General features: G+C 73.0%; 25 protein-coding genes. 11 read left to right on the forward strand and 14 right to left on the reverse strand.

The genetic code is table 11. The annotated features are described in order from the left end of the window. Nucleotides 1–39 precede the first annotated feature (39 nt). The 5 genes from ACIP4X_RS15290 to ACIP4X_RS15310 all read right to left on the reverse strand — a co-directional run bounded on the left by ACIP4X_RS15290 (nt 40) and on the right by ACIP4X_RS15310 (nt 5984). Entirely contained in the window at nt 40–1551 is a 1512-nt protein-coding gene (locus ACIP4X_RS15290) for an MFS transporter (protein WP_358736073.1), read from the reverse strand. Further along, nucleotides 1548–2114: a helix-turn-helix domain-containing protein gene (locus tag ACIP4X_RS15295; RefSeq protein WP_358736075.1), complete on the reverse strand. Its 567-nt coding sequence runs from the start codon at nt 2112–2114 to the stop codon at nt 1548–1550. Before ACIP4X_RS15295 ends, ACIP4X_RS15290 begins: the two co-directional genes overlap by 4 nt. A gap of 92 nt (nt 2115–2206) precedes the next feature. Further along, nucleotides 2207–3178: an aldo/keto reductase gene (locus tag ACIP4X_RS15300; RefSeq protein WP_391456482.1), complete on the reverse strand. Its 972-nt coding sequence runs from the start codon at nt 3176–3178 to the stop codon at nt 2207–2209. Between the two features lie 73 nt (nt 3179–3251). Then, nucleotides 3252–4679, reverse strand: coding sequence for an argininosuccinate lyase (gene argH / locus ACIP4X_RS15305; protein ID WP_391456480.1), 1428 nt, complete (start codon nt 4677–4679; stop codon nt 3252–3254). Nucleotides 4680–4790: 111 nt separating this feature from the next. Further along, nucleotides 4791–5984, reverse strand: a complete 1194-nt coding sequence (locus ACIP4X_RS15310; RefSeq protein WP_358736081.1) for an argininosuccinate synthase — start codon at nt 5982–5984, stop codon at nt 4791–4793. A gap of 372 nt (nt 5985–6356) precedes the next feature. Here ACIP4X_RS15310 and ACIP4X_RS15315 point away from each other — a divergent pair, with 372 nt between their 5' ends. Together ACIP4X_RS15315 and ACIP4X_RS15320 are read left to right on the forward strand one after the other, a co-directional pair. Further along, entirely contained in the window at nt 6357–6944 is a 588-nt protein-coding gene (locus ACIP4X_RS15315) for a pyridoxamine 5'-phosphate oxidase family protein (RefSeq protein ID WP_358736083.1), read from the forward strand. Nucleotides 6945–6947: 3 nt separating this feature from the next. Further along, complete coding sequence (locus tag ACIP4X_RS15320; protein ID WP_358736085.1) at nt 6948–7646, forward strand: L,D-transpeptidase family protein; 699 nt, start codon at nt 6948–6950, stop codon at nt 7644–7646. On the opposite strand, the gene ACIP4X_RS15325 is transcribed toward ACIP4X_RS15320, so the two are convergent. Then, entirely contained in the window at nt 7633–9171 is a 1539-nt protein-coding gene (locus tag ACIP4X_RS15325; RefSeq protein ID WP_391456634.1) for an ATP-binding protein, read from the reverse strand. The genes ACIP4X_RS15320 and ACIP4X_RS15325 overlap by 14 nt on opposite strands. Nucleotides 9172–9173: 2 nt before the next feature. Further along, the gene (locus tag ACIP4X_RS15330) at nt 9174–9923 is read right to left on the reverse strand and encodes a response regulator transcription factor (protein WP_358736089.1); all 750 of its coding nucleotides are present in this window, start codon (nt 9921–9923) and stop codon (nt 9174–9176) included. A gap of 154 nt (nt 9924–10077) precedes the next feature. Between ACIP4X_RS15330 and ACIP4X_RS15335 the strand changes: the two genes are divergently transcribed. From ACIP4X_RS15335 to ACIP4X_RS15355, 5 genes are all read left to right on the forward strand, one after another. After that, nucleotides 10078–11430: a ferredoxin reductase family protein gene (locus tag ACIP4X_RS15335; RefSeq protein WP_358736091.1), complete on the forward strand. Its 1353-nt coding sequence runs from the start codon at nt 10078–10080 to the stop codon at nt 11428–11430. Nucleotides 11431–11437: 7 nt separating this feature from the next. Beyond that, nucleotides 11438–11905: an FMN-binding protein gene (locus ACIP4X_RS15340; protein WP_391456476.1), complete on the forward strand. Its 468-nt coding sequence runs from the start codon at nt 11438–11440 to the stop codon at nt 11903–11905. A 73-nt stretch (nt 11906–11978) separates the two neighbouring features. After that, a complete protein-coding gene (locus ACIP4X_RS15345) occupies nt 11979–13361 on the forward strand; it encodes a ferredoxin reductase family protein (protein ID WP_358736094.1) in 1383 nt (460 codons plus the stop codon). A 73-nt stretch (nt 13362–13434) separates the two neighbouring features. Further along, nucleotides 13435–14271 (forward strand): FMN-binding protein, encoded by an 837-nt coding sequence (locus tag ACIP4X_RS15350; protein WP_391456473.1) that lies wholly within the window; start codon nt 13435–13437, stop codon nt 14269–14271. Nucleotides 14272–14326: 55 nt separating this feature from the next. Further along, nucleotides 14327–15064, forward strand: a complete 738-nt coding sequence (locus tag ACIP4X_RS15355) for an FAD:protein FMN transferase (protein ID WP_391456632.1) — start codon at nt 14327–14329, stop codon at nt 15062–15064. Between the two features lie 24 nt (nt 15065–15088). Here ACIP4X_RS15355 and ACIP4X_RS15360 read toward each other — a convergent pair whose 3' ends face one another. From ACIP4X_RS15360 to argC, 5 genes are read right to left on the reverse strand one after another with little or no spacing between them, the layout of a single operon-like run. Then, nucleotides 15089–15628 carry an arginine repressor gene (locus ACIP4X_RS15360; RefSeq protein WP_358736099.1) on the reverse strand — a complete coding sequence of 180 codons (540 nt, stop codon included), beginning with the start codon at nt 15626–15628 and terminating at the stop codon, nt 15089–15091. 7 nt (nt 15629–15635) lie between these two features. Continuing rightward, nucleotides 15636–16832, reverse strand: coding sequence for an acetylornithine transaminase (locus ACIP4X_RS15365; RefSeq protein WP_358736166.1), 1197 nt, complete (start codon nt 16830–16832; stop codon nt 15636–15638). Between the two features lie 35 nt (nt 16833–16867). Next, nucleotides 16868–17776: an acetylglutamate kinase gene (gene argB, locus ACIP4X_RS15370; RefSeq protein ID WP_358736101.1), complete on the reverse strand. Its 909-nt coding sequence runs from the start codon at nt 17774–17776 to the stop codon at nt 16868–16870. After that, entirely contained in the window at nt 17773–18924 is a 1152-nt protein-coding gene (argJ, locus tag ACIP4X_RS15375) for a bifunctional glutamate N-acetyltransferase/amino-acid acetyltransferase ArgJ (RefSeq protein WP_358736102.1), read from the reverse strand. Before argJ ends, argB begins: the two co-directional genes overlap by 4 nt. Further along, a complete protein-coding gene (gene argC / locus ACIP4X_RS15380; protein ID WP_358736103.1) occupies nt 18921–19949 on the reverse strand; it encodes an N-acetyl-gamma-glutamyl-phosphate reductase in 1029 nt (342 codons plus the stop codon). Before argC ends, argJ begins: the two co-directional genes overlap by 4 nt. Before the next feature lie 91 nt (nt 19950–20040). Between argC and ACIP4X_RS15385 the strand changes: the two genes are divergently transcribed. Next, complete coding sequence (locus ACIP4X_RS15385) at nt 20041–20502, forward strand: DUF6314 family protein (protein WP_358736168.1); 462 nt, start codon at nt 20041–20043, stop codon at nt 20500–20502. 46 nt (nt 20503–20548) lie between these two features. Here ACIP4X_RS15385 and ACIP4X_RS15390 read toward each other — a convergent pair whose 3' ends face one another. Continuing rightward, entirely contained in the window at nt 20549–21994 is a 1446-nt protein-coding gene (locus ACIP4X_RS15390; RefSeq protein ID WP_358736104.1) for a PLP-dependent aminotransferase family protein, read from the reverse strand. Between ACIP4X_RS15390 and ACIP4X_RS15395 the strand changes: the two genes are divergently transcribed. Then, the gene (locus ACIP4X_RS15395; protein WP_358736106.1) at nt 21993–22907 is read left to right on the forward strand and encodes a DMT family transporter; all 915 of its coding nucleotides are present in this window, start codon (nt 21993–21995) and stop codon (nt 22905–22907) included. The two genes, ACIP4X_RS15390 and ACIP4X_RS15395, sit on opposite strands and share 2 nt — an antisense overlap. Before the next feature lie 145 nt (nt 22908–23052). After that, the gene (locus ACIP4X_RS15400) at nt 23053–23253 is read left to right on the forward strand and encodes a DUF1918 domain-containing protein (protein WP_100567798.1); all 201 of its coding nucleotides are present in this window, start codon (nt 23053–23055) and stop codon (nt 23251–23253) included. A 1-nt stretch (nt 23254) separates the two neighbouring features. Here ACIP4X_RS15400 and ACIP4X_RS15405 read toward each other — a convergent pair whose 3' ends face one another. After that, nucleotides 23255–24499, reverse strand: coding sequence for a family 10 glycosylhydrolase (locus tag ACIP4X_RS15405; protein ID WP_358736107.1), 1245 nt, complete (start codon nt 24497–24499; stop codon nt 23255–23257). 171 nt (nt 24500–24670) lie between these two features. Between ACIP4X_RS15405 and ACIP4X_RS15410 the strand changes: the two genes are divergently transcribed. Next, nucleotides 24671–25543: a 3-hydroxybutyryl-CoA dehydrogenase gene (locus tag ACIP4X_RS15410; protein WP_358736109.1), complete on the forward strand. Its 873-nt coding sequence runs from the start codon at nt 24671–24673 to the stop codon at nt 25541–25543. The last annotated feature ends 100 nt before the right edge of the window (nt 25544–25643 follow it).

Genomic DNA, 25643 nt, shown 5'->3' on the forward strand with positions numbered 1-25643 from the left:
CCCTCGCAGGCCGGGCCGGGTTGAGGCGTTCGGCCGGGTTCAGAGCTTCTGGCCCTTCAGCAGGAACCACGCCGCGACCGCCGTCGCCAGCAGTACCGCCGCTCCCGCTCCCGACGCCAGGTGCAGGCCGTGCACGAAGGCCTCCCTGGCCGCGTGCAGCAGGGCCTCCGAGGTGCGCGCCGGCAGGCTCGCCGCCGCCTCGACCGCACCGCCCAGCGACTCGTGAGCGGCGGACGGTGTGCCCGCGGGGCCGGTGAAGCCGCGGTAGACGCCGGTCACGATGGAGCCCAGCAGCGCGATGCCGAGGGCCGCGCCCAGTTCGTACGCCGTCTCGGAGACCGCCGAGGCGGCGCCCGCCTGTTCCTTGGGCACACTGGACAGGATCACGTCGGCGGTCACCGTGAAGGAGAAGCCGGCGCCGACGCCGACCACCAGCAGGGCCGCACCCAGCAGCGGATAGCCGGTGCTCCCGCTGAGCGTCGTCATCACGGCCAGCCCCAGTCCGATGGCGGCCAGCGAGCCGGAGACCACGCTCCGCACCGAGAAGCGCCGGGCCGCCCGCCCGGCGAGCAGTCCGGCCACCACCGCGCCCACGGCGGCGGGCAGTTCGGCCAGGCCCGCCTCGAACGGGCGCCTGCCCTGGACGAGTTGCAGGTACTGGGACAGGAAGAACACCAGTCCGGACATGCCGAGCACGGTCAGCAGGTCGGCGAGGACGGCGCCGGAGAACCCCCGGCTGCGGAAGAGCCGCATGTCGAGGAGCGGCTTCGGCAGCGTGAGCTGGCGGCGGACGAAGCCGTACAGCGCGGCCGCGCCCAGCACGCCCGTGGCCAGGACCGGCCAGGTGAAGCCTCGCGCGGCGGCCTCCTTGACCGCGTAGACGACACCGACGACGCCGGCCAGCGAAAGCACGACGCTCACCAGGTCCCACGGGCCCGGGTCGGGGTTGCGGGACTCGGGCAGGGTCCTGATGCCGACCAGGACGAGGACGGCCATCACGGGCAGGTTGATGAGGAAGACCGAGCCCCACCAGAAGTGTTCGAGCAGCAGGCCGCCCACGATCGGGCCGACGGCCGTGCCGCCGGAGGCGGTGGCGCCCCAGATGCCGACGGCGAGGCTGCGCTCGCGAGGGTCGTGGAAGAGGTTGCGGATCAGGGCGAGCGTGGCCGGCATCAGGGTGGCGCCCGCGACGCCGAGCAGCGCCCGGGCCAGGATCATCAGTTCCGGGGTCGCGGCGTAGGCGTTGAGCACGGAGACCGCGCCGAACGCGGTGGCGCCGCCGAGCAGGATGCGCTTGCGGCCGATGCGGTCGCCGAGGCTGCCCATGGAGACGAGCAGACCGGCGATGACGAACGAGTAGACGTCGCCGATCCACAGCAACTGGGTGCCCGAGGGCCTGAGGTCCTCACTGATGAAGGGGGTCGCGAGACCGAGGACGGTCGCGTCGACGGCCACCAGCAGCACGGCGAGCACGAGGACGGAGAGCGCGAGCCAGCGGCCGGGCCGCTGCTCCACCTCCGCCGCGCGAGCCGGCTGCAGGGTGCTGGTCATGATTCCTCGTTCCGTGATGTGTCCGTGCGCAGTGCGCCGCCGAGCAGCAGCTCGGTGATCATGTGGTGGAAGTCCTTGGGGGCGACCTTGCCGCTCAGTACGACATAGGCGCCGGAGGCGATGAGCCCGAAGAGGGCCTCGGTGAGCCATGCGGGGGTGAGGTCGATACGGAACTCGCCGCCGAGCTGGCCGCGCCGGAAGACCTCGGAGATGCGCTCGTCGAGCCGGGCCCAGCCCTCGTTCTGCTCCTCGCCCTCGAACAGCTGGTTCTCCGTGTAGAGGAAGGAGAGCAGCCCGGCCGCCGGTTCGATCGCGCGGACCAGGCGCCGTACGGCGTCGCCGGCCGGCCCCTCCCCGAGACGGGCCGCGTCGAGGGCGGCCTCGCACTCGGCGATGCCGAGCGCCTCCAGCGCCCTGACGAGCGAGTCGCGTCCGGCGAACTGGCGGTGCAGCGTGGCCCGGCTGATCCCGGCCGCCTTGGCGACCTCGTCCATGGTGGCGGTGGACTTGTGGGCGAGCAGGGTCGCTGCGCTGCGCAGCACGTGGTCACGATCGACAGCCATGAGACAACAGTACCCCAAGTGAGACATCAATGTCTCAAAATAGGCGTACGCGTCTCACCGGCTCCTGATGGAAGAGGGTGCCGCCGGGGCGCTCAGTGCCAGGGAAGCCGTCCGCGCCGCTCCCAGTAGGCCCCGGGTTCCTCGGCCAGGGCGCCGAGGCGGGCGAGCTGGTCCTCGTCGAGGTCGACGGCCGGGGCGTGCAGGTTGGAGGCGAGCTGGCCCGGGGTGGCGGCGCCGGACAGGACCACACCGGCCCATGGCCGGCACAGGATCAGGGCGAGGGCGACCGCGTCGCAGCCCAGGCCCGTTTCGTGGGCGACCGCCTTGAGCGGCTCGGGGGCGTTCGGCTCGGCGAGCCGCCCGTTGGCCATGCCCTCCTTGACGATCACCGTCAGTCCGGCGTCGTGCGCCTCGGCGAGGGCGGGACCGGCGGAGGTCTCCAGGGCGTTGTACGTCGACTGGACGGTACGGAAGAGCGGGGCGCCGTCGACCGTCACGGCGAGCGCGGCGCGGACGGTGTCGGCCTGTGCGGGCCCGCTGGTGGAGAAGCCGATCGTGAGGCCGCCCGCGGCGGCCTCGGCGAGCCTGGCGTGCAGTTCCTTGTCGGTGAGCGCGGGGCTGTCCGGGGTCAGCGAGTGGATCTGGTAGAGATCGAGCCGGTCGCCGAGCAGTTCGGCGGTCTCGGCGCGCTGCCGCTCGTAGGTGGCGAGACCGTGGTCCTTGACCTCGTGCCGGTCGGCGTCGGTCGACCAGTCCGCGGTGTAGGTGTAACCCCACTTGCTGCCGATGACGACGTCGTCGGCGTCCGGGCGGGACCTGAGCCAGTCGGCGAGGAACTCCTCGGCACGGCCGTAGGAGCGGGCCGCGTCGACGTAGCGGACGCCCTGGGCGTAGGCGGCGTCCAGGAGTTCACGGGTGCGCTCACGCAGGGCGTCGACGGTGCGGTCGGCCGGGAGGTCGCGGTCCCGGCCGAGGTTGATGTAACCGGGCCGCCCGACGGCGGCGAGCCCCAGACCGATGTGGCAGGTGGGCGTCGTGGCCGAGGCCAGTCGGGCGAAGGGCATCGCGGGCTCCGTTCGGTCGCTTCCTTACGGCTGTGGACCAACGTAACCCGCGAGGCCCTCGGAGGCGGGCGGACTACTTCCCGGCGTTCGCCCACTGGTGCTGCGCCGCCACGTCCGCCTTGACCTCGGCGAGCTGCACGGCGACCGCGCTCGGGGCGGTGCCGCCGCGCCCGTTGCGGGAGGCGAGGGCGCCGGGGACGTTGAGGACGGTGCGCACCTCGGGCGTCAGATGGGCGGAGATCTTGGCGAACTGCTCGTCGGTCAGCTCGTCGAGTTCCTTGCCCTCGGCCTCGGCGGCCTTCACGCACTCGCCGGCGACCTCGTGCGCCACCCGGAAGGGCACGCTCTGCTTGACCAGCCACTCGGCGATGTCGGTGGCCAGCGAGAAGCCGGCCGGGGCCAGCTCCTCCATGCGCTCGCGGTGCACGGTGAGGGTGGCCATCATGCCGGTGAAGGCCGGCAGCAGGACCTCCAGCTGGTCGCAGGAGTCGAAGACGGGCTCCTTGTCCTCCTGGAGGTCGCGGTTGTACGCGAGCGGCAGGGCCTTGAGGGTGGCGAGCAGCCCGGTCAGGTTGCCGATCAGCCGGCCGGACTTGCCGCGCGCCAGCTCGGCGATGTCCGGGTTCTTCTTCTGCGGCATGATCGACGAGCCGGTGGAGAAGGCGTCGTGCAGGGTCACGAAGGAGAACTCCTTCGTGTTCCAGATGATGACCTCCTCGGCGATCCGGGACAGGTTCACGCCGATCATCGCGGTGACGAAGGCGAACTCCGCGACGAAGTCCCGGGAGGCGGTGCCGTCGATGGAGTTGGCGGCGCTGCCGCGCTCGAAGCCGAGGTCCCGTGCCACCGCCTCCGGGTCCAGGCCGAGGGAGGAACCGGCCAGGGCGCCGGAGCCGTACGGCGACACTGCCGTCCGCTCGTCCCACTGGCGCAGCCGCTCGGCGTCCCGCGACAGGGAGTGGACGTGCGCGAGGACGTGGTGGGCGAACAGGACCGGCTGGGCGTGCTGGAGGTGGGTGCGGCCGGGCATGGCCACGTCCGGGTGGGCCTCGGCCAGGCCGATGAGCGCGTCCTGGAGGTCGGCGATCAGAGCGCCGATGATCCGGGCGTGGTCGCGCAGGTACATCCGGAAGAGGGTGGCGACCTGGTCGTTGCGGGACCGGCCGGCGCGCAGCTTGCCGCCGAGGTCGGCGCCGAGGCGCTCCAGCAGTCCGCGCTCCAGGGCGGTGTGCACGTCCTCGTCGGCGATGGTGCCGGTGAAGGAGCCGTCGGCGACGTCCGCCTCCAGCCGGTCGAGGCCGGCCAGCATGCGGCGCAGTTCGTCGTCGTCGAGCAGCCCGGCCTTGTGCAGCACGCGCGCGTGGGCGCGGGAGCCGGCGATGTCGTAGGGCGCGAGGCGCCAGTCGAAGTGGACGGACGCGGACAGCTTCGCCAGGGCCTCGGCGGGACCATCGGCGAAACGGCCGCCCCAGAGCCGTACGTCACCGCTGTTGCTGCTCACTTGCGTTGCTCCTCGGAAGTGTCTGTGTGTGCGACCGCCTCCCCACCCTTGCAGGTGAGGAGGCGGCTGTCAGGCTGATGCGTGCGAGGGGGCCCGTACGCGCTCACCCGCTCAGACGAGGTCGCGCTTGGCGGCGATCTTCGACGACAGGCTGTAGATGTCGATGAAGCCCTTGGCTGCGGCCTGGTCGAAGGTGTCGCCGGTGTCGTAGGTGGCGAGGTTGAAGTCGTACAGCGACTCCTCGGAGCGCCGGCCGGTGACGACCGCGCGGCCGCCGTGCAGGGTCATGCGGACGTCGCCGGAGACGTGCTGGTTGGCCTCGTTGATGAAGCCGTCCAGGGCGCGCTTGAGCGGGGAGAACCACTGGCCGTCGTAGACGAGTTCGCCCCAGCGCTGCTCGACCTGCCGCTTGTAGCGGGCGAGTTCACGCTCGACGGTGACGTTCTCCAGCTCCTGGTGGGCGGTGATCAGGGCGATCGCGCCCGGAGCCTCGTACACCTCGCGGGACTTGATGCCGACGAGGCGGTCCTCGACCATGTCGATCCGGCCGATGCCCTGGGCACCGGCACGCTCGTTGAGCTGCTGGATGGCCTGGAGGACGGAGACGGGCTTGCCGTCGATGGCGACCGGGACACCCTCCTTGAAGGTGATGATCACCTCGTCGGCCTCACGGGAGACGGCCGGGTTCTGGGTGTACTCGTAGATGTCCTCGATCGGCGCGTTCCAGATGTCCTCGAGGAAGCCGGTCTCCACGGCGCGGCCGAAGACGTTCTGGTCGATGGAGTACGGGGACTTCTTGGTGGTCGCGATCGGGAGGTCCTTCTCCTCGCAGAACGCGATGGCCTTGTCCCGGGTCATCGCGTAGTCGCGGACCGGGGCGATGCACTTCAGGCCGGGGGCGAGGGCGACGATGCCGGCCTCGAAGCGGACCTGGTCGTTGCCCTTGCCGGTGCAGCCGTGGGCGACGATGCCGGCGCCGTGCTTCTGGGCGGCGGCGACGAGGTGCTTGACGATCGTCGGCCGCGACAGCGCGGAGACCAGCGGGTAGCGGTCCATGTAGAGGGCGTTGGCCTTGATCGCCGGGAGGCAGTACTCGTCGGCGAACTCGTCCTTGGCGTCGGCGACCTCGGCCTCGACGGCACCGCAGGCGAGCGCGCGCTTGCGGATGACGTCCAGGTCCTCGCCGCCCTGGCCGACGTCGACCGCAACGGCGATGACCTCGGCGCCCGTCTCCTCGGCGATCCAGCCGATGGCGACGGAGGTGTCCAGACCGCCCGAGTAGGCGAGTACGACGCGCTCGGTCACGGGATTCTCCTCACACTGCATTCGCTGACATGCATGAGTATGCAGAACTCTGCATGGTTCGTCAATCTCGTCCCGGCGCGTCGTGGCGCGTCGCGGCACCGGAGCGGCTCCAGGGGTTCGCGAGGTGTTCTCCGGACCCGCCCGTCACCCGTTGAACGAGCGCAACCGCTTACCCGTATCTCCCGGTGACCGAAGACGCCCCGGCCGCCGGGCCCCGGGCGTCGGCCTCCCCGGCCGCCTGCGCCTCATCCGTGGGGCGACAGGCAGCCGTGGCCGCCCCGTGGAAGCGCCGGCCGGGGCGGCCACGGTGGGGCGAGCGGAGGCCGTAATTCCTTAGACAGGCGAAAGAACTTTCCCCGATAATCGCTGGACATGGGAAAGACGTATGAGCGCATAGACGGCAGGCTGCGCACGTTCATCGAGCAGCAGCCCCTGTTCTTCACCGCGACCGCCCCGCTCTCCGGCGACGGCACGGTCAACCTCTCCCCCAAGGGCCTCACGGGCTCCTTCGCGGTGCTCGACGAGCACACCGTGGCCTACCTGGACTTCGCCGGGTCCAACGCGGAGACCATCGCCCACCTGCGTGAGAACGGCCGGATCACCCTGATGTGGTGCGCCTTCCAGGGCCCGCCCACCATCGTGCGCGTCCACGGCCGGGGCGAGCCCGTCTTCCGCGACGACCCGCGCTTCGGCGGACTCCTCGCCCGTTTCCCCGACATCGACCCGGCCCGGCACGGACTGCGCGCGATCATCGTCGTGCACGCCGAGCTCGTCCGGGACACCTGCGGATACGCGGTGCCCTTCATGGCCTACGAGGAGGACCGCGATCTGCACGGCAGGCGTTTCGCGCGCGAGGACGACGCCTCGCTGAGCGACTACTTCACCCGGAAGGAGCACGTGGCCACCAGCCTGGACGGACTGCCCGGGCTGCCGTTGCCGCTCCCGCCGTCTACGGTCTGAGCCATGCGCCCCGGTGCCGCCGCGATCGTCGCCGCCCTGTCCCTGCTCACGCTCGGTGCCGCGCCCGCGGGCGAGGTGCCGCTGCCGGCCCGGCTGCGCGACACCGGCGGCGGCACCCAGCTGATCACCGCTCAGGCGGCCGGCACCGGCGCCACCACGGGCACGGTCACCTGGTGGGACCTGCGCGGCGGGCGCTGGGTGCGGGCCGGTTCGGCGCCGGCCCGGTTCGGCGCGAACGGACTCGCCGAGGGGACGGCACGGCGGCAGGACACGGACACGACGCCGACCGGCCTCTACCACCTGCCGTTCGCCTTCGGGACCGACGCCGCACCGGGCGGGACCAGGATGCGGTACCGGCGGGCGGGCCCGGACTCCTGGTGGTGCCAGGACAACGACTCACGCTCCTACAACCGGTGGACCGAGCCGCGCCCCGCCGACTGCCGGGCTTCCGAGTCCGAGCACCTGGTGGCGTATCCGGCGCAGTACGCGCACGCGCTCGTCATCGGCTTCAACTACTCGCGTCCGGTGCGCGGCCGGGGAGCGGGCATCTTCCTGCACGTCAACGGGCGCGGGGCGACGGCCGGCTGTGTGTCGGTGCCCCCGGAGGCCATGCGGGCCGTCCTGGCGTGGGCGGATCCCGCGCGCCGGCCGCACATCGCGATCGGCACGGCGGGCGGGGCGACCGCGATCAGCCGCTACTGACCCCGCCGCCGTCCACCGGCAGCCGGACGGTGAAGGCCGTGGAGCCGGGGCGGCTGTCCAGCCCGACGCCGCCGCCGTGCGCCTCCGTCACCGCCGCCACGATCGACAGGCCGAGGCCCGCCCCGGCGCCGCCGAAGGAGTCGGTGCGGCGCCGGTCGGCCCGGGTGAAGCGCTCGAAGACACCGGGCTGTACCTCCTCCGGGACGCCGGGCCCGTCGTCGTGCACCCTCAGGACGGCCGTGGCGGCGCCCGCCGGGGCCGGCTCACCCCCGGATTCCAGGTCCAGGGACACCGTCACCCCGGTGCCCGCGGGTGTGTGCGCACGCGCGTTGGCCAGCAGGTTGGCCAGCACCTGCTGGAGCCGGTGGGCGTCACCGGTCACCGTCACCGGTTCCTCCGGCAGCTCCAGCGTCCAGCGATGCTCCGGACCCGCCGCCCTGGCGTCCGTCACCGCGTCCAGGACCAGGCGGGTCAGGTCGACCGGGCGGCGCTCCAGGGGACGCCCGGCGTCCAGCCGGGCCAGGAGCAGCATCTCGTCGACCATCTCGCCCATGCGCGCGGACTCGGCGGCGATGCGTTCCAGGGCCCGGGTGACCTCGGGCGGCACCGGCCCCGGGTGGAGCAGGGCGAGTTCGGCATGGCCGCGCACCGTGGCGACCGGGGTGCGCAGCTCGTGGCTGGCGTCGGCGGCGAAGCCGCGCAGCCGTTCCTCGCTGGCGTGCCGTTTGGTCAGCGCGTCCTCGACGTGGTGGAGCATCCGGTTGAAGGCGGCGCCGACCCGCCCGACCTCGCTGCGCGGGTCGGCGCGCGGCGCGCGGGGCGGCAGGGCGACCTCACCGCTGGCGAGCGGCAGCTCGCTGACCCGGGCGGCGGTCTCCGCGACCCGCGTCAGCGGGCGCAGCGACCAGCGCACCCAGAGGGCCCCGGCGACCCCGGCGCAGGCCAGGGCTAGCCCCGAGACGGTCCCCGCGACCAGTTCGAGCCGGTGGACGGCGGCCCGCACCGGCGCCATCGGCAGCCCGGTGACCAGCACGTCGCCGTCCCGGCCCGGCCAGGCCGCCAGCCGGTACTCGCCCAGGTCGGACAGGCGCACGGTGTGCCCGGCGCGGTCCACCGGGAGCGCGGCCAGCGCGTCGCGGTCGGCGCCGGTGAGGGCGACGCCGAAGCCGGGACGGGACCCGGACGGGACGACGGCGGCGTGGGTCACCGTGCCGCCGAGGAGCCGGGCGCCGAAGGTGCCCGCGGCCTGGCGGCGGGTGTCGCCGCGCTCGTCGCCGTCGTGGTCGGAGGGCTTGGCCGGCGTGGCGGTGCCGTGCTCCAGGCTCTCCGGGAAGCCCGGCCCGGTCTGGCTGAGCTGCTGGTCGATCCGACCGGTGAGGAAGCCGTCCAGTTCGAGGACCGCGGCCACGCCGACGGCGGCGCAGGCGACGGCGAGCAGCACCACCAGGCCGAAGGTGAGCCGGGCCCGCAGGGTGCGCGGCCGGGGCAGTCGCCGTATCCGCGGTGTCGTCGCGCTCCGTGCCACGGTCACCGTGCCGCCGGTTTCAGCACGTACCCGGCCCCGCGCACCGTGTGGATCATGGGTGCGCGTCCGGCGTCCACCTTCTTGCGCAGATAGGAGATGTACAGCTCCACCACATGGGCCCGGCCGCCGAAGTCGTAGGACCACACGCGGTCGAGTATCTGCGCCTTGCTCAGCACGCGGCGCGGGTTGTGCATCAGGAGGCGCAGCAGCTCGAACTCGGTCGGGGACAGCTCGATCAGCTCTCCGGCCCGGGTGACCTCGCGGGCGTCCTCGTCCATGACCAGGTCGCCCACGGTCAGCCGCGGGCCGTCGGCCGGCTGCCGCGCCATGCCGGCGCGGCGCAGCAGTCCGCGCAGCCGGGCGACCACCTCCTCCAGGCTGAACGGCTTGGTCACGTAGTCGTCGCCGCCCGCGGTGATTCCCGCGATACGGTCCTCCACCGCGTCCCGGGCCGTGAGGAAGAGCACACAGACGTCCGGCCGCGCGGTGTGCAGTTCGCGCAGCACGGCGAAACCGTCGGTGTCCGGGAGCATCACGTCGAGCACGACGGCGTCCGGCTGCGTCTCGCGGGCCGCGGCGACGGCCGAGGCCCCGTCGCCCGCGGCGCGCACCTCCCAGCCCTGGTAACGCAGGGCTCCGCACAGCACTTCGGCGAGGTCGGGGTCGTCGTCGACGACGAGGACGCGCACGGGGGTGCCGTCGAGGCGGGTGAGCGCGGGCAGGCCGGGAGGGCTCGGGCGGGAGGTGTTCATGGCCCCTCCAGCATCGCCGGTCACCGGCCCGTGCGGCGAGGGAGGACCCTCTGAGTTTCCTGTGAGTAAGGCCATGCCGCCCGCGGCTCAGAGCTGTCTCAGAGGTTCGCCCCGCACAGTGGCGTCCTGGACCGGCGAAGCGACGGGAGAGCGGATGACCACGGTGTACGAGCGGCGGGCGGCACCGCCGGTGCCGGTGACGCGCCGGCGCTCCCCCGCGGGCGCGGTCCTGGCGCTGCTGTGGGCGGGCGCCGCCGCGGTGCTCCTCCTGTGGTGGCGGGACACGGACTCCGTCGTGGGTGCGGCGGGCGTGCTGACCGGCGCCGGACGGATCGCGGGCCTGCTGTGCGGGTACGCGTGCGCGGTGCTGGTGGGCCTGATGGCGCGGGTGCCGCTGCTGGAGCGCCGGATCGGCTCGGACCGGGTGGCGCGCTGGCACGCGATGGCCGGCCGCTACACGGTCTGCCTGCTGGTCGCGCACGTGCTGCTGATCCTCGCCGGGTACGCCGCGCAGGACGGCTCCTCCGTTCTGCGCGAGGCGGTCACGGTGGTGCTGCACTACCCCGAGATGCTGAAGGCCGGCGCGGGGACCGTGATCCTGTTCGCGGTCGGCGTCACCTCGGCGCGCGTGGTGCGCCGCCGGATCCGTCACGAGTTCTGGTACTACACGCACCTGCTCACCTATGCCGCCGTGTTCCTGACCTTCGGCCACCAGGTGGCGCTGGGTGCCGAGTTCACCGGCCACGCCCTGGCCACGGCCTTCTGGTACGCGCTGTACCTGGGCGTCGCGGCCCTGGTGGTGTGGTTCCGGATCCTGGTCCCGGTGCGGCTCAACCTGCGCCACGGGATGCGGGTCGAGGCGGTGCACAAGGAGGCGCCGGGTGTGTACTCCGTCGTCGTGCGCGGCCACCGGCTGGACGAACTGGGCGCGCGGCCGGGCCAGTTCTTCCGCTGGCGGTTCCTCGCCGAGGGCATGGCCTGGACCTCGACGCCGTACTCGCTGTCGGCTCCGCCCCGTCCGGACCTGCTGCGCGTCACGGTGAAGGCGCTCGGCGACCACAGCGCGGCCGTGGCACTGCTGCGGCCGGGCACCCGGGTGTGGGCGGAGGGCCCCTACGGGGCGATGACCGCCGACCGGCGCACCGCGCACAGGTCCCTGCTGATCGCCGCCGGGGTCGGCATCACGCCGCTGCGCGCCCTGTTCGAGACGCTGCCCGGTGACGTCACCCTGCTGTACCGGGCGCGCACGGCCGAGGACCTGGCCCTGGGCGGGGAGTTGGAGGCGATAGCGCGGTGGCGCGGGGGCCGGGTGCTGTACGCGCTCAACGGCCCGCGCGGCGAACGCCCGCGCCTCACCCCGGAGTCGCTGCGCGCGGCCGTCTCCGACCTGACCGCCCACGACGTCTACGTCTGCGGTCCGCACGCCTTCGCCCGGGACGTGTACGAGGTGCTGCGCGCCGCCGGGGTGCCGGACCGCCGTATCCACCACGAGTCGTTCGAGCTGTGAGGCCCCGTTGCACGCGTTGAGGAAGAACCGTCCGCTGCGCCGCGTCGTGCTGGCGAGCGCCGCCACCGTCTCCGGGCTGGTGATGCTGCTGTCGCTCAAGCCGCACACGCCGCCGGGGATCGCCTCGGATCCCGGGCCGGCCCCGTCCGGCGGTTCGAGCTCGACCGGCGCGGCCGGCGGTACCAGGACCGTCACCGGTGAGACGGTGCGGACCCGCTGGGGTCCGGTCCAGGTGCGGGTGACGCTCGTCGGCGGCCGGATCACCGACGTGACCGCGCTGGCCCAGCCCTCCGGCAACCCCCGCGACCGGGAGATCAGCGGCTACGCGATCCCGCGGCTGCGCGGGGAGGCGCTGACCGCGCAGAGCGCGGACATCGACACCGTCTCGGGGGCCACGTACACCAGTGACGGATACCGCCGCTCGCTCCAGTCCGCGCTGGACACGGCCGGGCGCCGAACCTCGTCCGGACACTGAACGCGGGACCGTCGTGGCACGTATTCCAGGGCCAAGGGACCACACTCCCCTTGATTCCGTCCACGGAGGAACCGTGACCACCACGCTCGCAGGCGGCCGCGCCGCCCGGCGCCAGACGATGCGCCGCATCCGGCCGCGCCGCTCCCCCGCCGTCCTGCTGCTCGCCGCCGTCTGGGCGGGCGCGGCCGGCGTCATCTGGCTGTGGTGGATGAACACCCCGTCCATCGACGGCACCGCCGGGAGGGTGCTGAACGCGGGCCGGATCACCGGCCTGCTCGCCGGCTACCTGATGGCGCTGGTCGTGCTCCAGATGGCGCGGGTACCGGCCCTGGAGCGGCGGGTGGGCTCCGACCGGGTCGCACGCTGGCACGCCATGAGCGGCCGGTACACGCTCTGCATGGTCCTCGCGCACGTCTTCCTCACCATGTGGGGCTACGCGCTGCTCGGCGGCAAGTCGCTCGGCGACATCGTGGGGCAGACCGTGGAGTCCGTGGAGCAGCTGCCCGACATGGGCAAGGCCGCGATCGGCACCGGTCTGCTGGTGGTCGTCGGACTGGTCTCGATCGGCCCGGTGCGCCGCCGGATGCCGTACGACACGTGGTACCACGTGCACCTGTTCACCTACGTAGCGGTGTTCCTGACGTTCTGGCACCAGATCACCACGGGCAACGACTTCGCCGTGGAGCCGGTCGCCAGGACCTTCTGGTACGCCCTGTACGGCGTGGTGACCGCGCTGGTGGTCTGGTACCGGATCCTCACCCCGATCCGGCTGAACCTGCGCCACCGCATGCGGGTGGAGGCGGTGATCGAGGAGGCTCCGGGCATCGTGTCGGTGCTGATCGCCGGCACCAAGCTGCACCGGATGGGCGCGGAGGCCGGGCAGTTCTTCCGCTGGCGGTTCCTGGCGCCGGGCATGCGGTTCTCCTCCCACCCGTACTCGCTGTCGGCGGCGCCCCGCCCCGGCCTGCTGCGCATCACCGTCAAGGCGATCGGCGACCACAGTGCCGGGCTGCGCGAACTCGCCCCCGGCACCCGGGTGTGGGCGGAGGGGCCGTACGGCGCGCTGACCGCGTCCCGGCGCAGCCGCGGCAAGGTGCTGCTGGTGGCGGGCGGGGTGGGCATCACGCCGATGCGGGCGCTGTTCGAGACGCTGCCCGGCGCGGCCGGTGACATCACCCTGCTGTACCGGGCCAACAGCACCCAGGAGCTGGCTCTGTGGGGCGAGTTGGCGAAGATCGCCGACGAGCGCGGCGCCCGGCTGATGTACGCGGTGAACAGCCCGGACGGGGAACGCCCCGACATCTCCGCCGAGTCGCTGCGCCGCAAGATCGCCGACATCGACCGCCACGACGTCTTCATGTGCGGCCCGCCCGGTTTCGCGCAGTCGGTGTACGAGGCGCTGCGCGGCGCGGGAGTCCCCGCCCGCCGCATCCATCACGAGTCGTTCGAGATGTGAGCGACGGGCACGCGGAACATCCGCGGACACCACAGGACTTACGGGACTCACGGAATTCAGGAGCTCATCGGCGATGAGGAAGAGCCACCCCATCCGACGTGCCGTGCTGGCCGGCGCGGCGACCGTGTCCGGCATCGTGCTGCTGCTGTCGCTGAAGCCGGCCTCGGACCCCGCGTCCGCCTCGGCGGCCGGCGCGGCGCCGCAGCAGACCGCGGCGGCCCAGGAGGCGCCGCAGGGCGGCAGCGGCGCGCAGCGGACGGGCACGCAGTCCGTCACGGGCGACGTGGCGCGGACCGAGTACGGCGACGTACAGGTACGGCTGACCGTCAGCGACGGCAGGATCACCGCGGCGGAGGCCGTGCGGGCGCCGCAGGGCGGGGTCAGCGGCCAGAAGAGCCAACTGGCCGTGCCCAGGCTCAACCAGGAGGCCGTGACCGCGCAGAGCGCGAACATCGACACCGTCTCCGGAGCGACCTACACCAGCGGCGGCTACAAGAAGTCGCTCCAGTCGGCATTGGACAGGATGAAGGAAAGCGGCGCGCCGTCCGGCTCGTCCTCCGGCGCGCCGTCCGGATCCTCGTCCGGTGCGCCGTCCGGCTCGTCCTCCTCGGGGGCCGCCGGTTCGGGAGCCGCCCAGGCCCGTACCGTCACGGGCGAGACGGCCCAGACCGACTACGGCCCGGTTCAGGTCCGGATCACGGTCAGCGACGGAAAAATCACCAAGGCCGAGGCCGTGCAGGCACCGCAGGGCGGGCTCAGCGGCCAGAAGAGCGAACTGGCCGTGCCCAGGCTCAACCAGGAGGCCGTGACCGCGCAGAGCGCGAACATCGACACCGTCTCCGGAGCGACCTACACCAGCGGCGGCTACAAGAAGTCGCTCCAGTCGGCACTGGACAAGGCCGGTGGCTGAGGCCGTGTCCGGGCCGGCCGGGGACCCCGCCGCGGTGCGGCACGCGGAGGAGGTCATGGGGACCGTCTTCTCCTTCGACGTGCGCGGCGGCCGGTCCGACGCGGTGGCGGCGGCGCTGGGCGAGGCGATCGCCGAACTGCACCGGGTCGACGAGGTGTTCAGCACCTACCGCGACGACAGCCAGCTCTCCCGCCTGGCGCGCGGCGAGCTCACCGTGGCGCAGTGCGACCCCGAGGTCGCCGAGGTGCTCGAACTGGGCGCCGAGGCCGAACGCGTCAGCGAGGGCTGGTTCAGCCTGCGCTACGAGGGCGGCCTGGATCCGACCGGGATCGTCAAGGGCTGGGCCGCCGAACGGGCCGCCCGGCGGATCGCGGCGGCGGGGGCGAGCGGGGTCAGCGTCAACGGCGGCGGGGACGTGCAGCTGCTCGGCTCGCCCGAGGCGCACCGGCCCTGGCGCGTGGGTGTCTCGGACCCGCTGCGCCCCGGCGGACTCGCGGCGGTGGTCTCCGCCGCGGGCACCAGTGAGCTGGCGGTGGCGACGTCGGGCACGGCCGAACGCGGCGCGCACATCGTCGACCCGAGCACCGGCAGGTCGGCGGTCACCGACCTGGTCGCGGTCACCGTGGTCGCCCCCAGCCTGACGTGGGCGGACTGCTGGGCGACGGCCGCGTTCGCCATGGGCTCCCGCGAGGGCCTGGCGTGGCTGGAGTCGTTGCCGGACGTGGAGGCGCTGCTGATCACGGCGGGCGACGAGGTCAGGTGCACGCACGGCCTCGCCGCCCGGCTGGGCTGAGGGCCGGCCGGCCCCTCGCCGGGCCTACTGGCCGTTCTGGGCCAGCCTCAGCAGATGGTCCGCCAGCGCCTGTCCCCCCGTGGGCTCCCGGCTGATCAGCAGCAGCGTGTCGTCGCCGGCGATGGTCCCCAGGATGTCGTGCAGCTCGGCCTGGTCGATGGCCGAGGCGAGGAACTGCGCCGCCCCCGGAGGCGTGCGCAGGACCACGAGGTTCGCGGAGGCCTCGGCGGAGATCAGCAGCTCCTGCGAGAGCCGCCGCATCCGCTCCTCCTTCACCGACTCCCCCAGCGGTGCGCGCGGGGTGCGGAAACCGCCCTCGCTGGGAACCGCGTAGATGAGGTCGCCGTCGGTGTTGCGGATCTTCACCGCGTTCAGCTCGTCCAGGTCGCGGGAGAGCGTCGCCTGGGTGACGCTCAGTCCGTCGTCGGCCAGCAGCTTCGCCAACTGGCTCTGCGAGCGCACCGGTTGCCGGTTGAGGATGTCCACGATCCGGCGGTGGCGTGCGGTGCGGGTCTGCGGCACCGCCGGCCCGGCCTCGGTCTGACCGTTCTGCGCCTGGCTCATCGTCGTCTCATTCTCCGGATCGTCCTTCCCCGCCTGCCACGTCCAGGACGCCGGGCAGTGCTCCGAGGAAGGCGTCCACCTCGTCGTCGCCGAGGTTCAGCGGCGGCATCAGCCGTACGACGTCGGGGGCGGGCGCGTTCACCAGGAAACCGGCCTCCTGAGCCGCCTGCTGCACCTGGGGCGCGCGCGGCTCGGTGAGCACGATACCCAGCAGCAGGCCCGCGCCCCGGACGTGGGCGACCAGCGGGTGGCCCGGCGACTCGATCCCGTCGCGCAGTTTCTCGCTCTGCCGCTTGACGTTCTCCAGCAGTCCCTCGCCCGCGATCGTGTCCAGGACGGCGAGTCCGGCGGCGCAGGCGACCGGGTTGCCGCCGAAGGTCGTACCGTGCTGACCTGGCTGAAGCAGGTCGGCGGCGCGTCCGAAGGCGACGGTGGCGCCGAGCGGCAGCCCGCCGCCCAGGCCCTTGGCGAGCGTGACGACGTCCGGCAGGACGCCTTCGTGGGCCTGGTACTCGAACCAGTGCCCGGTGCGCCCGATGCCGGTCTGCACCTCGTCGAGGACCAGCAGCGAACCGGTGGCCGCCGTGATCGCCCTGGCCGCCTTCAGATAGCCGGGCGGGGGCACCACGACCCCGTTCTCGCCCTGGACGGGCTCGATGACGACGAGGGCGGTCTCCTCCGTGACCGCGGCGGCCAGGGCCCGCGCGTCCCCGTAGGGCACGTGGGTGACCTCGCCGGGCAGCGGCAGGAACGGCTCCTGCTTGCCGGGCTGGCCGGTGAGCGCGAGGGCGCCCATCGTACGGCCGTGGAAGCCGCCCTCGGTGGCGACCATGTGCGGGCGGCCCGTCAGCCGGCCGATCTTGAAGGCGCCCTCGTTGGCCTCGGCGCCGGAGTTGCAGAAGAACACCTTGCCGTCCCGGCCGAAGAGCTGGAGCAGCCGTTCGGCGAGGGCGACGGGCGGTTCGGCGATGAACAGGTTGGAGACATGGCCGAGGGAGGCGATCTGCCGGCCGACGGCCTCGACGACGGCGGGGTGGGCGTGGCCGAGCGCGTTGACCGCGATGCCGCCGACGAAGTCGACGTACTCCCGGCCGTCGGCGTCCCAGAGCCTCGCGCCCTCGCCGCGGACGAGGGCGAGCCGCGGGGTGCCGTAGTTGTTCATGAGCGCGCCCTGCCAGCGTGCGGCCAGCGCCTGGTTGCTCATGTCCTGGCTGCCCTGGTTGCTCACGTCCTGGTTGCTCACGACTCCCCCTGTTCGTCCGGCACGACCATCGTGCCGATGCCCTCGTCGGTGAAGATCTCCAGCAGGATCGAGTGCTGGACCCGGCCGTCGATGACGCGGGCGGTGGTCACGCCGCCGCGCACCGCGTGCAGGCAGCCCCGCATCTTCGGCACCATCCCGGAGGACAGTTCGGGCAGCAGCTTCTCCAGCTCGCTCGCGGTCAGGCGGCTGATCACCTCGTCGGAGTGCGGCCAGTCCTCGTAGAGGCCCTCGACGTCGGTGAGGACCATGAGGGTCTCGGCGCCCAGTGCCGCAGCGAGTGCCGCAGCCGCCGTATCAGCATTGACGTTGTAGACATGCCCGTCGTCCTCGGAGCGGGCGATCGAGGAGACGACCGGGATACGGCCGTCGGCGAGCAGCGCCTCGATCGCGCCGGTGTCGATGCGGGTGATCTCGCCCACCCGTCCGATGTCGACCGGCTCGCCGTCGATCTCCGGGGTGTGCTTGGTGGCGGTGATGGTGTGCGCGTCCTCGCCGGTGAGGCCGACGGCGAACGGCCCGTGCTGGTTGAGCAGGCCGACGAGCTCACGCTGCACCTGCCCGGCCAGCACCATCCGTACGACGTCCATGGCCTCCTCGGTGGTGACCCGCAGACCCGCCTTGAACTCGCTGACGATGCCGTGCCTGTCGAGTGCCCGGCTGATCTGGGGGCCTCCGCCGTGCACGACGACGGGCCTCAGGCCGGCGTGCCGCAGGAACACGACGTCCTGGGCGAAGGCCGCCTTCAGTTCCTCGTCCACCATGGCGTTGCCGCCGAACTTGATGACGACGATCTTGCCGTGGTGCCGGGTCAGCCAGGGCAGCGCCTCGATGAGGATCTGCGCCTTCGGAAGCGCGGTGTGCTTGCGAGTGGTTGCGGAGCTCATGAGGAGTAGGCGCTGTTCTCGTGGACGTAGTCGGCGGTGAGGTCGTTGGTCCAGATGGTGGCGGTCTCGGTGCCGGCGGCGAGGTCGGCCACGATGTGGACCTCGCGGTAGCGCATGTCGACCTTCTCGCGGTCCTCGCCGACGCCGCCGTTCTTGCAGACCCAGACGCCGTTGATGGCGACGTTCAGCCGGTCCGGCTCGAAGGCGGCCTCGGTGGTGCCGATGGCGGACAGGACGCGGCCCCAGTTGGGGTCCTCGCCGTGGATGGCGCACTTGAGGAGGTTGTTGCGGGCGATGGAGCGGCCCACCTCCACGGCGTCCTCCTCGGTCGCGGCGCCCACCACCTCGACCCTGATGTCCTTGCTGGCGCCCTCGGCGTCCCGGATGAGCTGCTGCCCGAGGTCGTCGCACACCGCGCGTACGGCCTCGGCGAACTCCGCGTACCCGGGGGTGGTCCCCGAGGCGCCGGAGGCGAGCAGCAGCACGGTGTCGTTGGTGGACATGCAGCCGTCGGAGTCGACCCGGTCGAAGGTGACCCGGGTGGCGGCGCGCAGCGCCGTGTCGAGCACGTCGGCGTCCAGGTCGGCGTCCGTGGTGAGCACGACGAGCATGGTGGCCAGGCCCGGGGCGAGCATGCCGGCGCCCTTGGCCATGCCGCCGACGGTCCAGCCGTCCCTGGTCACCACGGACGTCTTGTGGACGGTGTCGGTGGTCTTGATGGCGATGGCGGCCTTCTCGCCGCCGTGCTCGGAGAGCTGGGCGGCGGCCGACTCGACGCCCGGCAGCAGCTTGTCCATGGGCAGCAGGACGCCGATCAGCCCGGTGGAGCAGACGGCGACGTCGATGGCGCCGACGCCGAGCACGCCGGCGGCCTTCTCGGCGGTGGCGTGGGTGTCCTGGAAGCCCTTGGGGCCGGTGCAGGCGTTGGCGCCGCCGGAGTTGAGGACGACCGCGGAGAGCGTGCCGTCCTTGAGGACCTGCTCGGACCACTGCACCGGGGCGGCCTTGACGCGGTTGGAGGTGAAGACGCCCGCGGCGGCGCGGCGGGGCCCGGTGTTGACCACGAGGGCCAGGTCCGGGTTGCCGTTCTCCTTGATCCCGGCGGCGATGCCCGCCGCCCGGAACCCCTTGGCTGCCGTGACACTCACGGTGCGACTCCGATCGTGGAAAGTCCGGTGTCCTCGGGGAACCCGAGGGCGATGTTCATGCTCTGCACCGCGCCGCCCGCGGTGCCCTTGGTCAGGTTGTCGATGGCGCTGATCGCGAGGACGCGGTGCGCGGCGGGGTCGTACGCCACCTGGATCTGCGCGGCGTTGGAGCCGTACACGGAGGCGGTGGCGGGCCAGCGTCCCTCGGGGAGGAGGTGGACGAAGGGCTCGTCGGCGTACGCCTTCTCGTACGCGGCGCGCACGGAGTCGGCGGTGACCCCGGGCCGGGCCTTGGCGCTGCACGTGGCGAGGATGCCGCGCGGCATCGGCGCGAGGGTGGGGGTGAAGGACACGGTGACGTGCTCCCCCGCCGCCGCGCTGAGGTTCTGGATCATCTCCGGGGTGTGCCGGTGCAGGCCGCCGACCCCGTAGGGGGACATGGATCCCATGACCTCGGAGCCGAGCAGGTGCGGCTTGGCCGCCTTGCCGGCGCCGGAGGTGCCGGAGGCGGCGACGATCACCGCCTCGTTCTCGGCGAGTCCGGCCGCGTAGGCGGGGAAGAGGGCGAGGGAGGCGGCGGTCGGATAGCAGCCGGGCACCGCGATGCGCTTGGCACCCTCCAGCGCGGTGCGAGCACCGGGAAGTTCCGGAAGGCCGTAGGGCCAGGTCCCGGCGTGCGGGGAGCCGTAGAAGCGCTCCCAGTCGGCGGGGTCCTTCAGCCGGAAGTCGGCGCCCATGTCGATGACGAGGACGTCGGGTCCCAGTCTCTCGGCGACGGCGGCGGACCGGCCGTGCGGCAGGGCGAGGAAGACGACGTCGTGCCCGGCGAGGACCTCGGGGGTGGTCTCCTCCAGGACGCGGTCGGCGAGGGGCAGCAGATGCGGCTGCAGGGCGCCGAGCCGCTCTCCGGCGTTGGAGTTCCCGGTCAGGGCGCCGATCTCGGCCTCGGGGTGCGCCAGGAGCAGGCGCAGCGCTTCTCCGCCCGCGTACCCACTCGCTCCGGCGACCGCCACACGTACAGCCATGGACCCTCCTCCTCGATGGCATGACTATACGTATTGCTGCACGTTTATGCAACGGAATCGTGGGCGGCCGACGTACCGTGAGCGGGTGGACATGGGCGAGCGAGTGGCGCGGGGCGGATTCATAGCGGTGCCTGACGTACTGGCGTATCTGGCCGGGACCTGGCGGGTGCGGCGGGCGGTGCGGGATCTGGCGGGCGGCGGGATTGGGGAGTTCACCGGTACGACGGTGTTCGGTGCCCTGGACGGCGGCGGGCTGCTGCACCGGGAGTGCGGCACGTTCGTCTGGCAGGGGGTGGCCCGGCCCGCCGAGCGGACACTGCGCTTCCTGCCCGGGAGCGTGCCGGGCACGGCCGATGTGCGCTTCGCGGACGGGCGGCCCTTCCACGACCTGGATCTGCGTTCCGGTCGGCACCTGGCCCGGCATCCGTGCGCGGCGGATCTCTACCGGGGCGAGTTCACCGTCCGGGACGCCGGCCACTGGCGCACGGTGTGGCGTGTGGGCGGCCCGGCGAAGGACCTGCTGCTGACGACGGACTACGCGCGCGAGGACTGAAACCCGCGTCGGCCCCGTCAGTCCGCCGCCCCCGGCGGGGCGTCCGTCAGGGCAGCGCCTCCGCGCAGGCCGTCCGCAGGCGGCGCACACCCTCGGCGATCTCCGCCGTGCCGCCGACCGCGGCGAAGCTCAACCGCACGTGCGCGGCCGGGGGTTCGGCGCTGAAGTACGGGCGCCCGGGGGTGAGCGCGACGCCCGCGCGCAGGGCGGCGGCGGTCAGGGCGGCCTCGTCCGTCCCGTCGGGCAGACGCGGCCAAAGGTGGTAGCCGCCGGACGGGACACGCGGCAGGGCGAGTTCGGGAAGGTGCTGCCGCAGCGCAGTGGTCAGCGCGTTGCGACGGCTCCTCAACTCCACGGCGAGCGCGCGCAGATGGCGTGGCCAGGCGGGCGAGCCGACCAGTTCCAGGGCGGCCTCCTGCAACGGGCGGGGCACGAAGAACGTGTCGACGACCTGGATGGCGCGCAGCCGTTCCAGCACCGGGCCGCGTGCGACCAGCGCGCTCACCCGGAAGCTGGGCGCGGTGGCCTTGGTCAGCGAGCCGACGTGCACCACGACCCCGTCCGGGTCGCAGGCGACGAGCGGGGGCGGCAGCGTACCGGCGTCCTCGTGCGCGAGCCGCCGTACGAAGTCGTCCTCGACGACGAAGGCGCCGGCCTCGCGGGCCGTGCGCAGCACCCGCGCGCGCCGGTCGGGGGCGAGGACGGCGCCGGTGGGGTTCTGGAACAGGGGCTGGCAGACGAACACGCGGGCGCCGGTGGCCCGGAAAGCGTCGGCGAGCAGTTCCGGCCTGACCCCGTCCGCGTCGACGGGCACGGGCACGGGCCGCAGCCCGGAGGAGCGGGCGATGGCCAGCATGCCGGGGTAGGTGGGCGACTCGACCAGCACCGGAGCGCCGGGCGGGGCCAGGGCGCGCAGGGCGGTGGTCAGCGCGGACTGGCCGCCCGCGGTGATGAGGACCTCGGCGGCGGTGACGGTCCCAGCCGGTCCGCCGATGTCCCGCGCGAACCACTCGCGCAGTTCCGGCAGCCCCTCCAGCGGCGGCCGCCCCCACGCCCCGGGACGGCGGCCGGCCCTGGACAGCGCGGCGGCCATGGCCCGCTCGGGCTGCAACGAAGGGTGCAGATAGCCCCCGTTGAACTCGATCACGCCCGGCGGCGGGGCGGCCAGCGACACCGTGACACCGGAGGCGTCCACCGTGCGCGGCACGAGATCGGCGGCGCCGTCCGCGCTGAGCGCGACCTCCTGCCAGGAGGTGTCCCCGGCGGGAGCCGCGGCCTCGCGCGCCGCCGCGCGGAAGGCACCGGCGCCGGGACGGGTGACCACCAGACCCTCGGCCGCCAGTTGCGACAGGGCCCGTGAGACGGTCACCGGACTGACCCGGTACCGCTCGACGAGGGCCCGGCTCGACGGGAGCTTTCCACCGGGTGAGTAGCGGTCCAGTTCCCGTCGCAGCCGTTCTGCGAGTTCGGCGACGCTGCTACGCTCTTGCATGAGAGCACAGAGTAGCGCTACCGCGACCACACCGATAGCGGTGGACGCCCCGGCCCAGTCGCGCGCCGGCACCCTGCAGGCGGCCCTCGGCGTGGTCGCCTTCTCCCTGACCTTCCCGGCCACCGCCTGGGGCCTGGAGGGCTTCGGGCCCTGGTCCCTGGTGGCCGTGCGCAGTGTGCTCGCCGCCGTCCTCGCGGGCGGCTGCCTGCTGGCGCTGCGCGTACCGCCGCCCGCCCGCCGGCACTGGCCCGGCCTCGCGGTCGTGGCCGCCGGGGTGGTCCTCGGCTTCCCGCTGCTCACCACGCTCGCTCTGAAGACCTCCACCACCGCGCACGCCGCCGTCGTCGTGGGCCTGCTGCCGCTCACCACGGCGCTGCTCTCCGCGCTGCGGTTCGGCATCCGCCCCTCGCGCACGTTCTGGGCGGCGGCGCTGGCGGGCGCGGCGGCCGTGGTGGCCTTCACCGTGCGGCAGAGCGGCGGCGCGCTGACCACCGCGGACGGCTACCTGTTCGGCGCCCTGCTGGTGTGCGCCGCCGGCTACACCGAGGGCGGCCGGCTGGCCCGCGTCATGCCGGGCTGGCAGGTCATCGGCTGGGCGCTGGTGCTGTGCCTGCCGCTCACCGTGCCCGCGGCCGCGCTCGCGCTGGCGCACGAGCCCGTGCGGCTGGGCGTCCACAGCGTGGCCGGGCTGCTCTGGGTCGCGGCGGGCTCGCAGTTCCTCGGGCTGGTCGTCTGGTACCGGGGCATGGCCGCCGTCGGCATCCCCAGGGCGAGCCAGTTGCAGCTCGCCCAACCCCTGCTCACACTGGTGTGGTCGGTGCTGCTGCTCGGCGAGCACCTCACAGCGGCCGCCCCCGTGACGGCCGTCGCCGTGCTCGTCTGCATCGCCGTCACCCAGCGGGCGCGCGGCTGAACCGGCGCTCGGACCGGTGCCGACCGCACAGCGGCCCGGCCGCTCACCGGTTCCGGCCGCGCTCCGCACCGTAGACTCGGAAGTCGAGGACCGGACTCGGAAGTCGAGGACCGCCGCTCCCGCACATGGTGAGGAGGCCCCGCAGATGCGCGCAACCGTGGGCGACCAGCTCGTCCAGCACGGCAGGGTGGTCGGCCAGCACGACCAGATCAGCGAAATCGTCGAGGTCATGGGCACGGAGGGCAACCCGCCGTACCGCGTCCGCTTCCCGGACGGGCACGAGGCCGTGATGTCACCCGGCCCCGACTGCCAGGTCCGCCACAGGAAGGACTACGAGCACCACTGAGTCAGCGCGGGGGTCGCGCCGGCCTGCGGTAGTGGTCGGCGACGACCCGCGCCATCGCACCGGACGGGTCGGCCGCGACCTCCTTCGCGGCGAAGAAGACCTGTCCGCGCACCTCCGGGTGCCGGGCGGCGAGTGCGAGATGGCGGGACAGCTCGTCCGGGTCCTGCCAGGCGGAGTCCTGCGTGGGGTCGCCGGCCTTGAAGAGCGCCTCGCCCACGTACAGCTGCGTCCTGCTGCCCCGCGCCGCCTCGGCCCACCAGGGCAGCAGGACGGCGTAGTCGGCGGTGGTGAAGCCGATGTTCCAGTACAGCTGGGGGACCACGTAGTCGATCCAGCCCTCCGTGACCCACTTGCGCGTGTCCGCGTACAGGTCGTCGTACGTCTGCACACCGGCTCGGGTGTCCGAGCCGCGCGGGTCGGTGGAGGCGTTGCGCCACACCCCGAAGGGGCTGATCCCGAACGGGGTGCCGGGCCGGGCGGCGGCGACGCCCGCGGCCGCCTCGCGGACCAGCCGGTCGATGTTGTCGCGCCGCCAGTCGGCCCGGCTCGCGAAGGAGCCGCCGTACCGGCGGAAGGCGGCGTCGTCGTCAAAGGTCCGGCCCGCCACCGGATAGGGGTAGAAGTAGTCGTCGAAGTGGACGCCGTCCACCGGGTACCTGGACACCGCGTCCAGCATCGCCCGCAGCACGAAGGCCCGGACCTCGGGCAGCCCGGGGTTGTAGTAGAGGCCCTCGCCGTGACGGACCACCCAGCCGGGATTCCTGCGGGCCGGATGCGCGGCGGCCAGCAGGGACGGGTCGTCGTGCACGGCGACCCGGAAGGGGTTGAACCAGGCGTGCAGCCGCAGCCCGCGGGCGTGCGCCTCCGCCACCGCCGTGCCCAGCGGATCCCAGCCGGGGTCCCTGCCCTGGGTGCCGGTGAGGTACTGGGACCACGGCTCGTGGGGCGAGGGCCACAGCGCGTCGGCCGCAGGGCGCACCTGGAGGATCACCGTGTTGAGCCGGCGCCGTACGGCCACGTCGAGCAGCGCGGTCAGCTCGCCGCGCTGGCGGGCCACGCTCAGCCCGGGGCGTGAGGGCCAGTCGCGGTTGCGCACGGTCGCCAGCCACATGCCGCGCATCCCGGTGACCGTGGCACGGCCTTGCCGGTCGGTGCCGGTGCCGCCCGTCGCGGTGGCCGCGTCACCGGTCACCGCCAGGGTCGACAGCGCCGCCACGGTGAACGACCGTCGTGTCACTCGGGCCATCCGGGCACTCCCCGTACGCCGTGGATCCGCCTGGTCACGGATCGTTCTCCGGGCCAGCATGCACGACCCGGGCGACCGATCACGGCCACCACGGGGGTAACGTGCACGATCGGAGCAGGCACCGCACAACGGGCCGCCTGCCACAGCCGTAGGAACTGCGAAAGGGACGATGTGACCGGCATTTCGGGAGACATTGCACGCGTCGGAGTGGTGGGCTGCGGCCAGATGGGTGCGGGCATCGCCGAGGTGTGCGCCCGGGCCGGCCTGGAGGTGAAGGTCGCCGAGACCACCGGCGAGGCCCTGGAGATAGGCCGTACCCGGCTGTTCAACTCGCTGGCCAAGGCGGCCGAGCGCGGCAAGATCAGCGAGGCGGAGCGGGACGCCACGCAGGCCCGGCTGAGCTTCACCACCGACCTCGGGGAGTTCTCCGACCGCGATCTGGTGATCGAGGCCGTGGTGGAGAACGAGCAGGTCAAGACCGAGATCTTCCAGGTCCTGGACCAGGTGGTGACCCGGCCGGACGCGATCCTGGCCTCCAACACCTCCTCCATCCCGCTGGTGAGGCTGGCCGTCGCCACCGCGCGGCCCGACCAGGTGATCGGCATCCACTTCTTCAACCCCGCCCCGGTGCAGCAGCTCGTCGAGCTGATCCCGGCCCTCACCACCTCCGAGGGCACGCTGAGCCGGGCCCAGCTGTTCACCGAGAAGGTGCTCGGCAAGCACGCGATCCGCGCCCAGGACCGCTCGGGCTTCGTGGTGAACGCGCTGCTGATCCCGTACCTGCTCTCGGCGATCCGGATGTTCGAGTCGGGCATCGCCAGCCGCGAGGACATCGACAACGGCATGGAGCTGGGCTGCGCCCACCCGATGGGCCCGCTGAGGCTGTCGGACCTGATCGGCCTGGACACGGTGGCCTCGGTCGCCCACTCGATGTACGAGGAGTACAAGGAGCCGCTGTACGCCGCTCCCCCGCTGCTCCAGCGCATGGTGGACGCCGGCCGGCTGGGCCGGAAGTCCGGCTCCGGCTTCTACTCCTACGGCTGACCACGCAGAGCGACGCCCGACGGGCCCGGCACCGGGACGGTGCCGGGCCCGCGGCATTCACACGCCGTGTGCGCTCCGGGCCCGCATATGCCGCTCACAC

Source organism: Streptomyces sp. NPDC088817 (assembly GCF_044750345.1).
Lineage (GTDB): Bacteria > Actinomycetota > Actinomycetes > Streptomycetales > Streptomycetaceae > Streptomyces.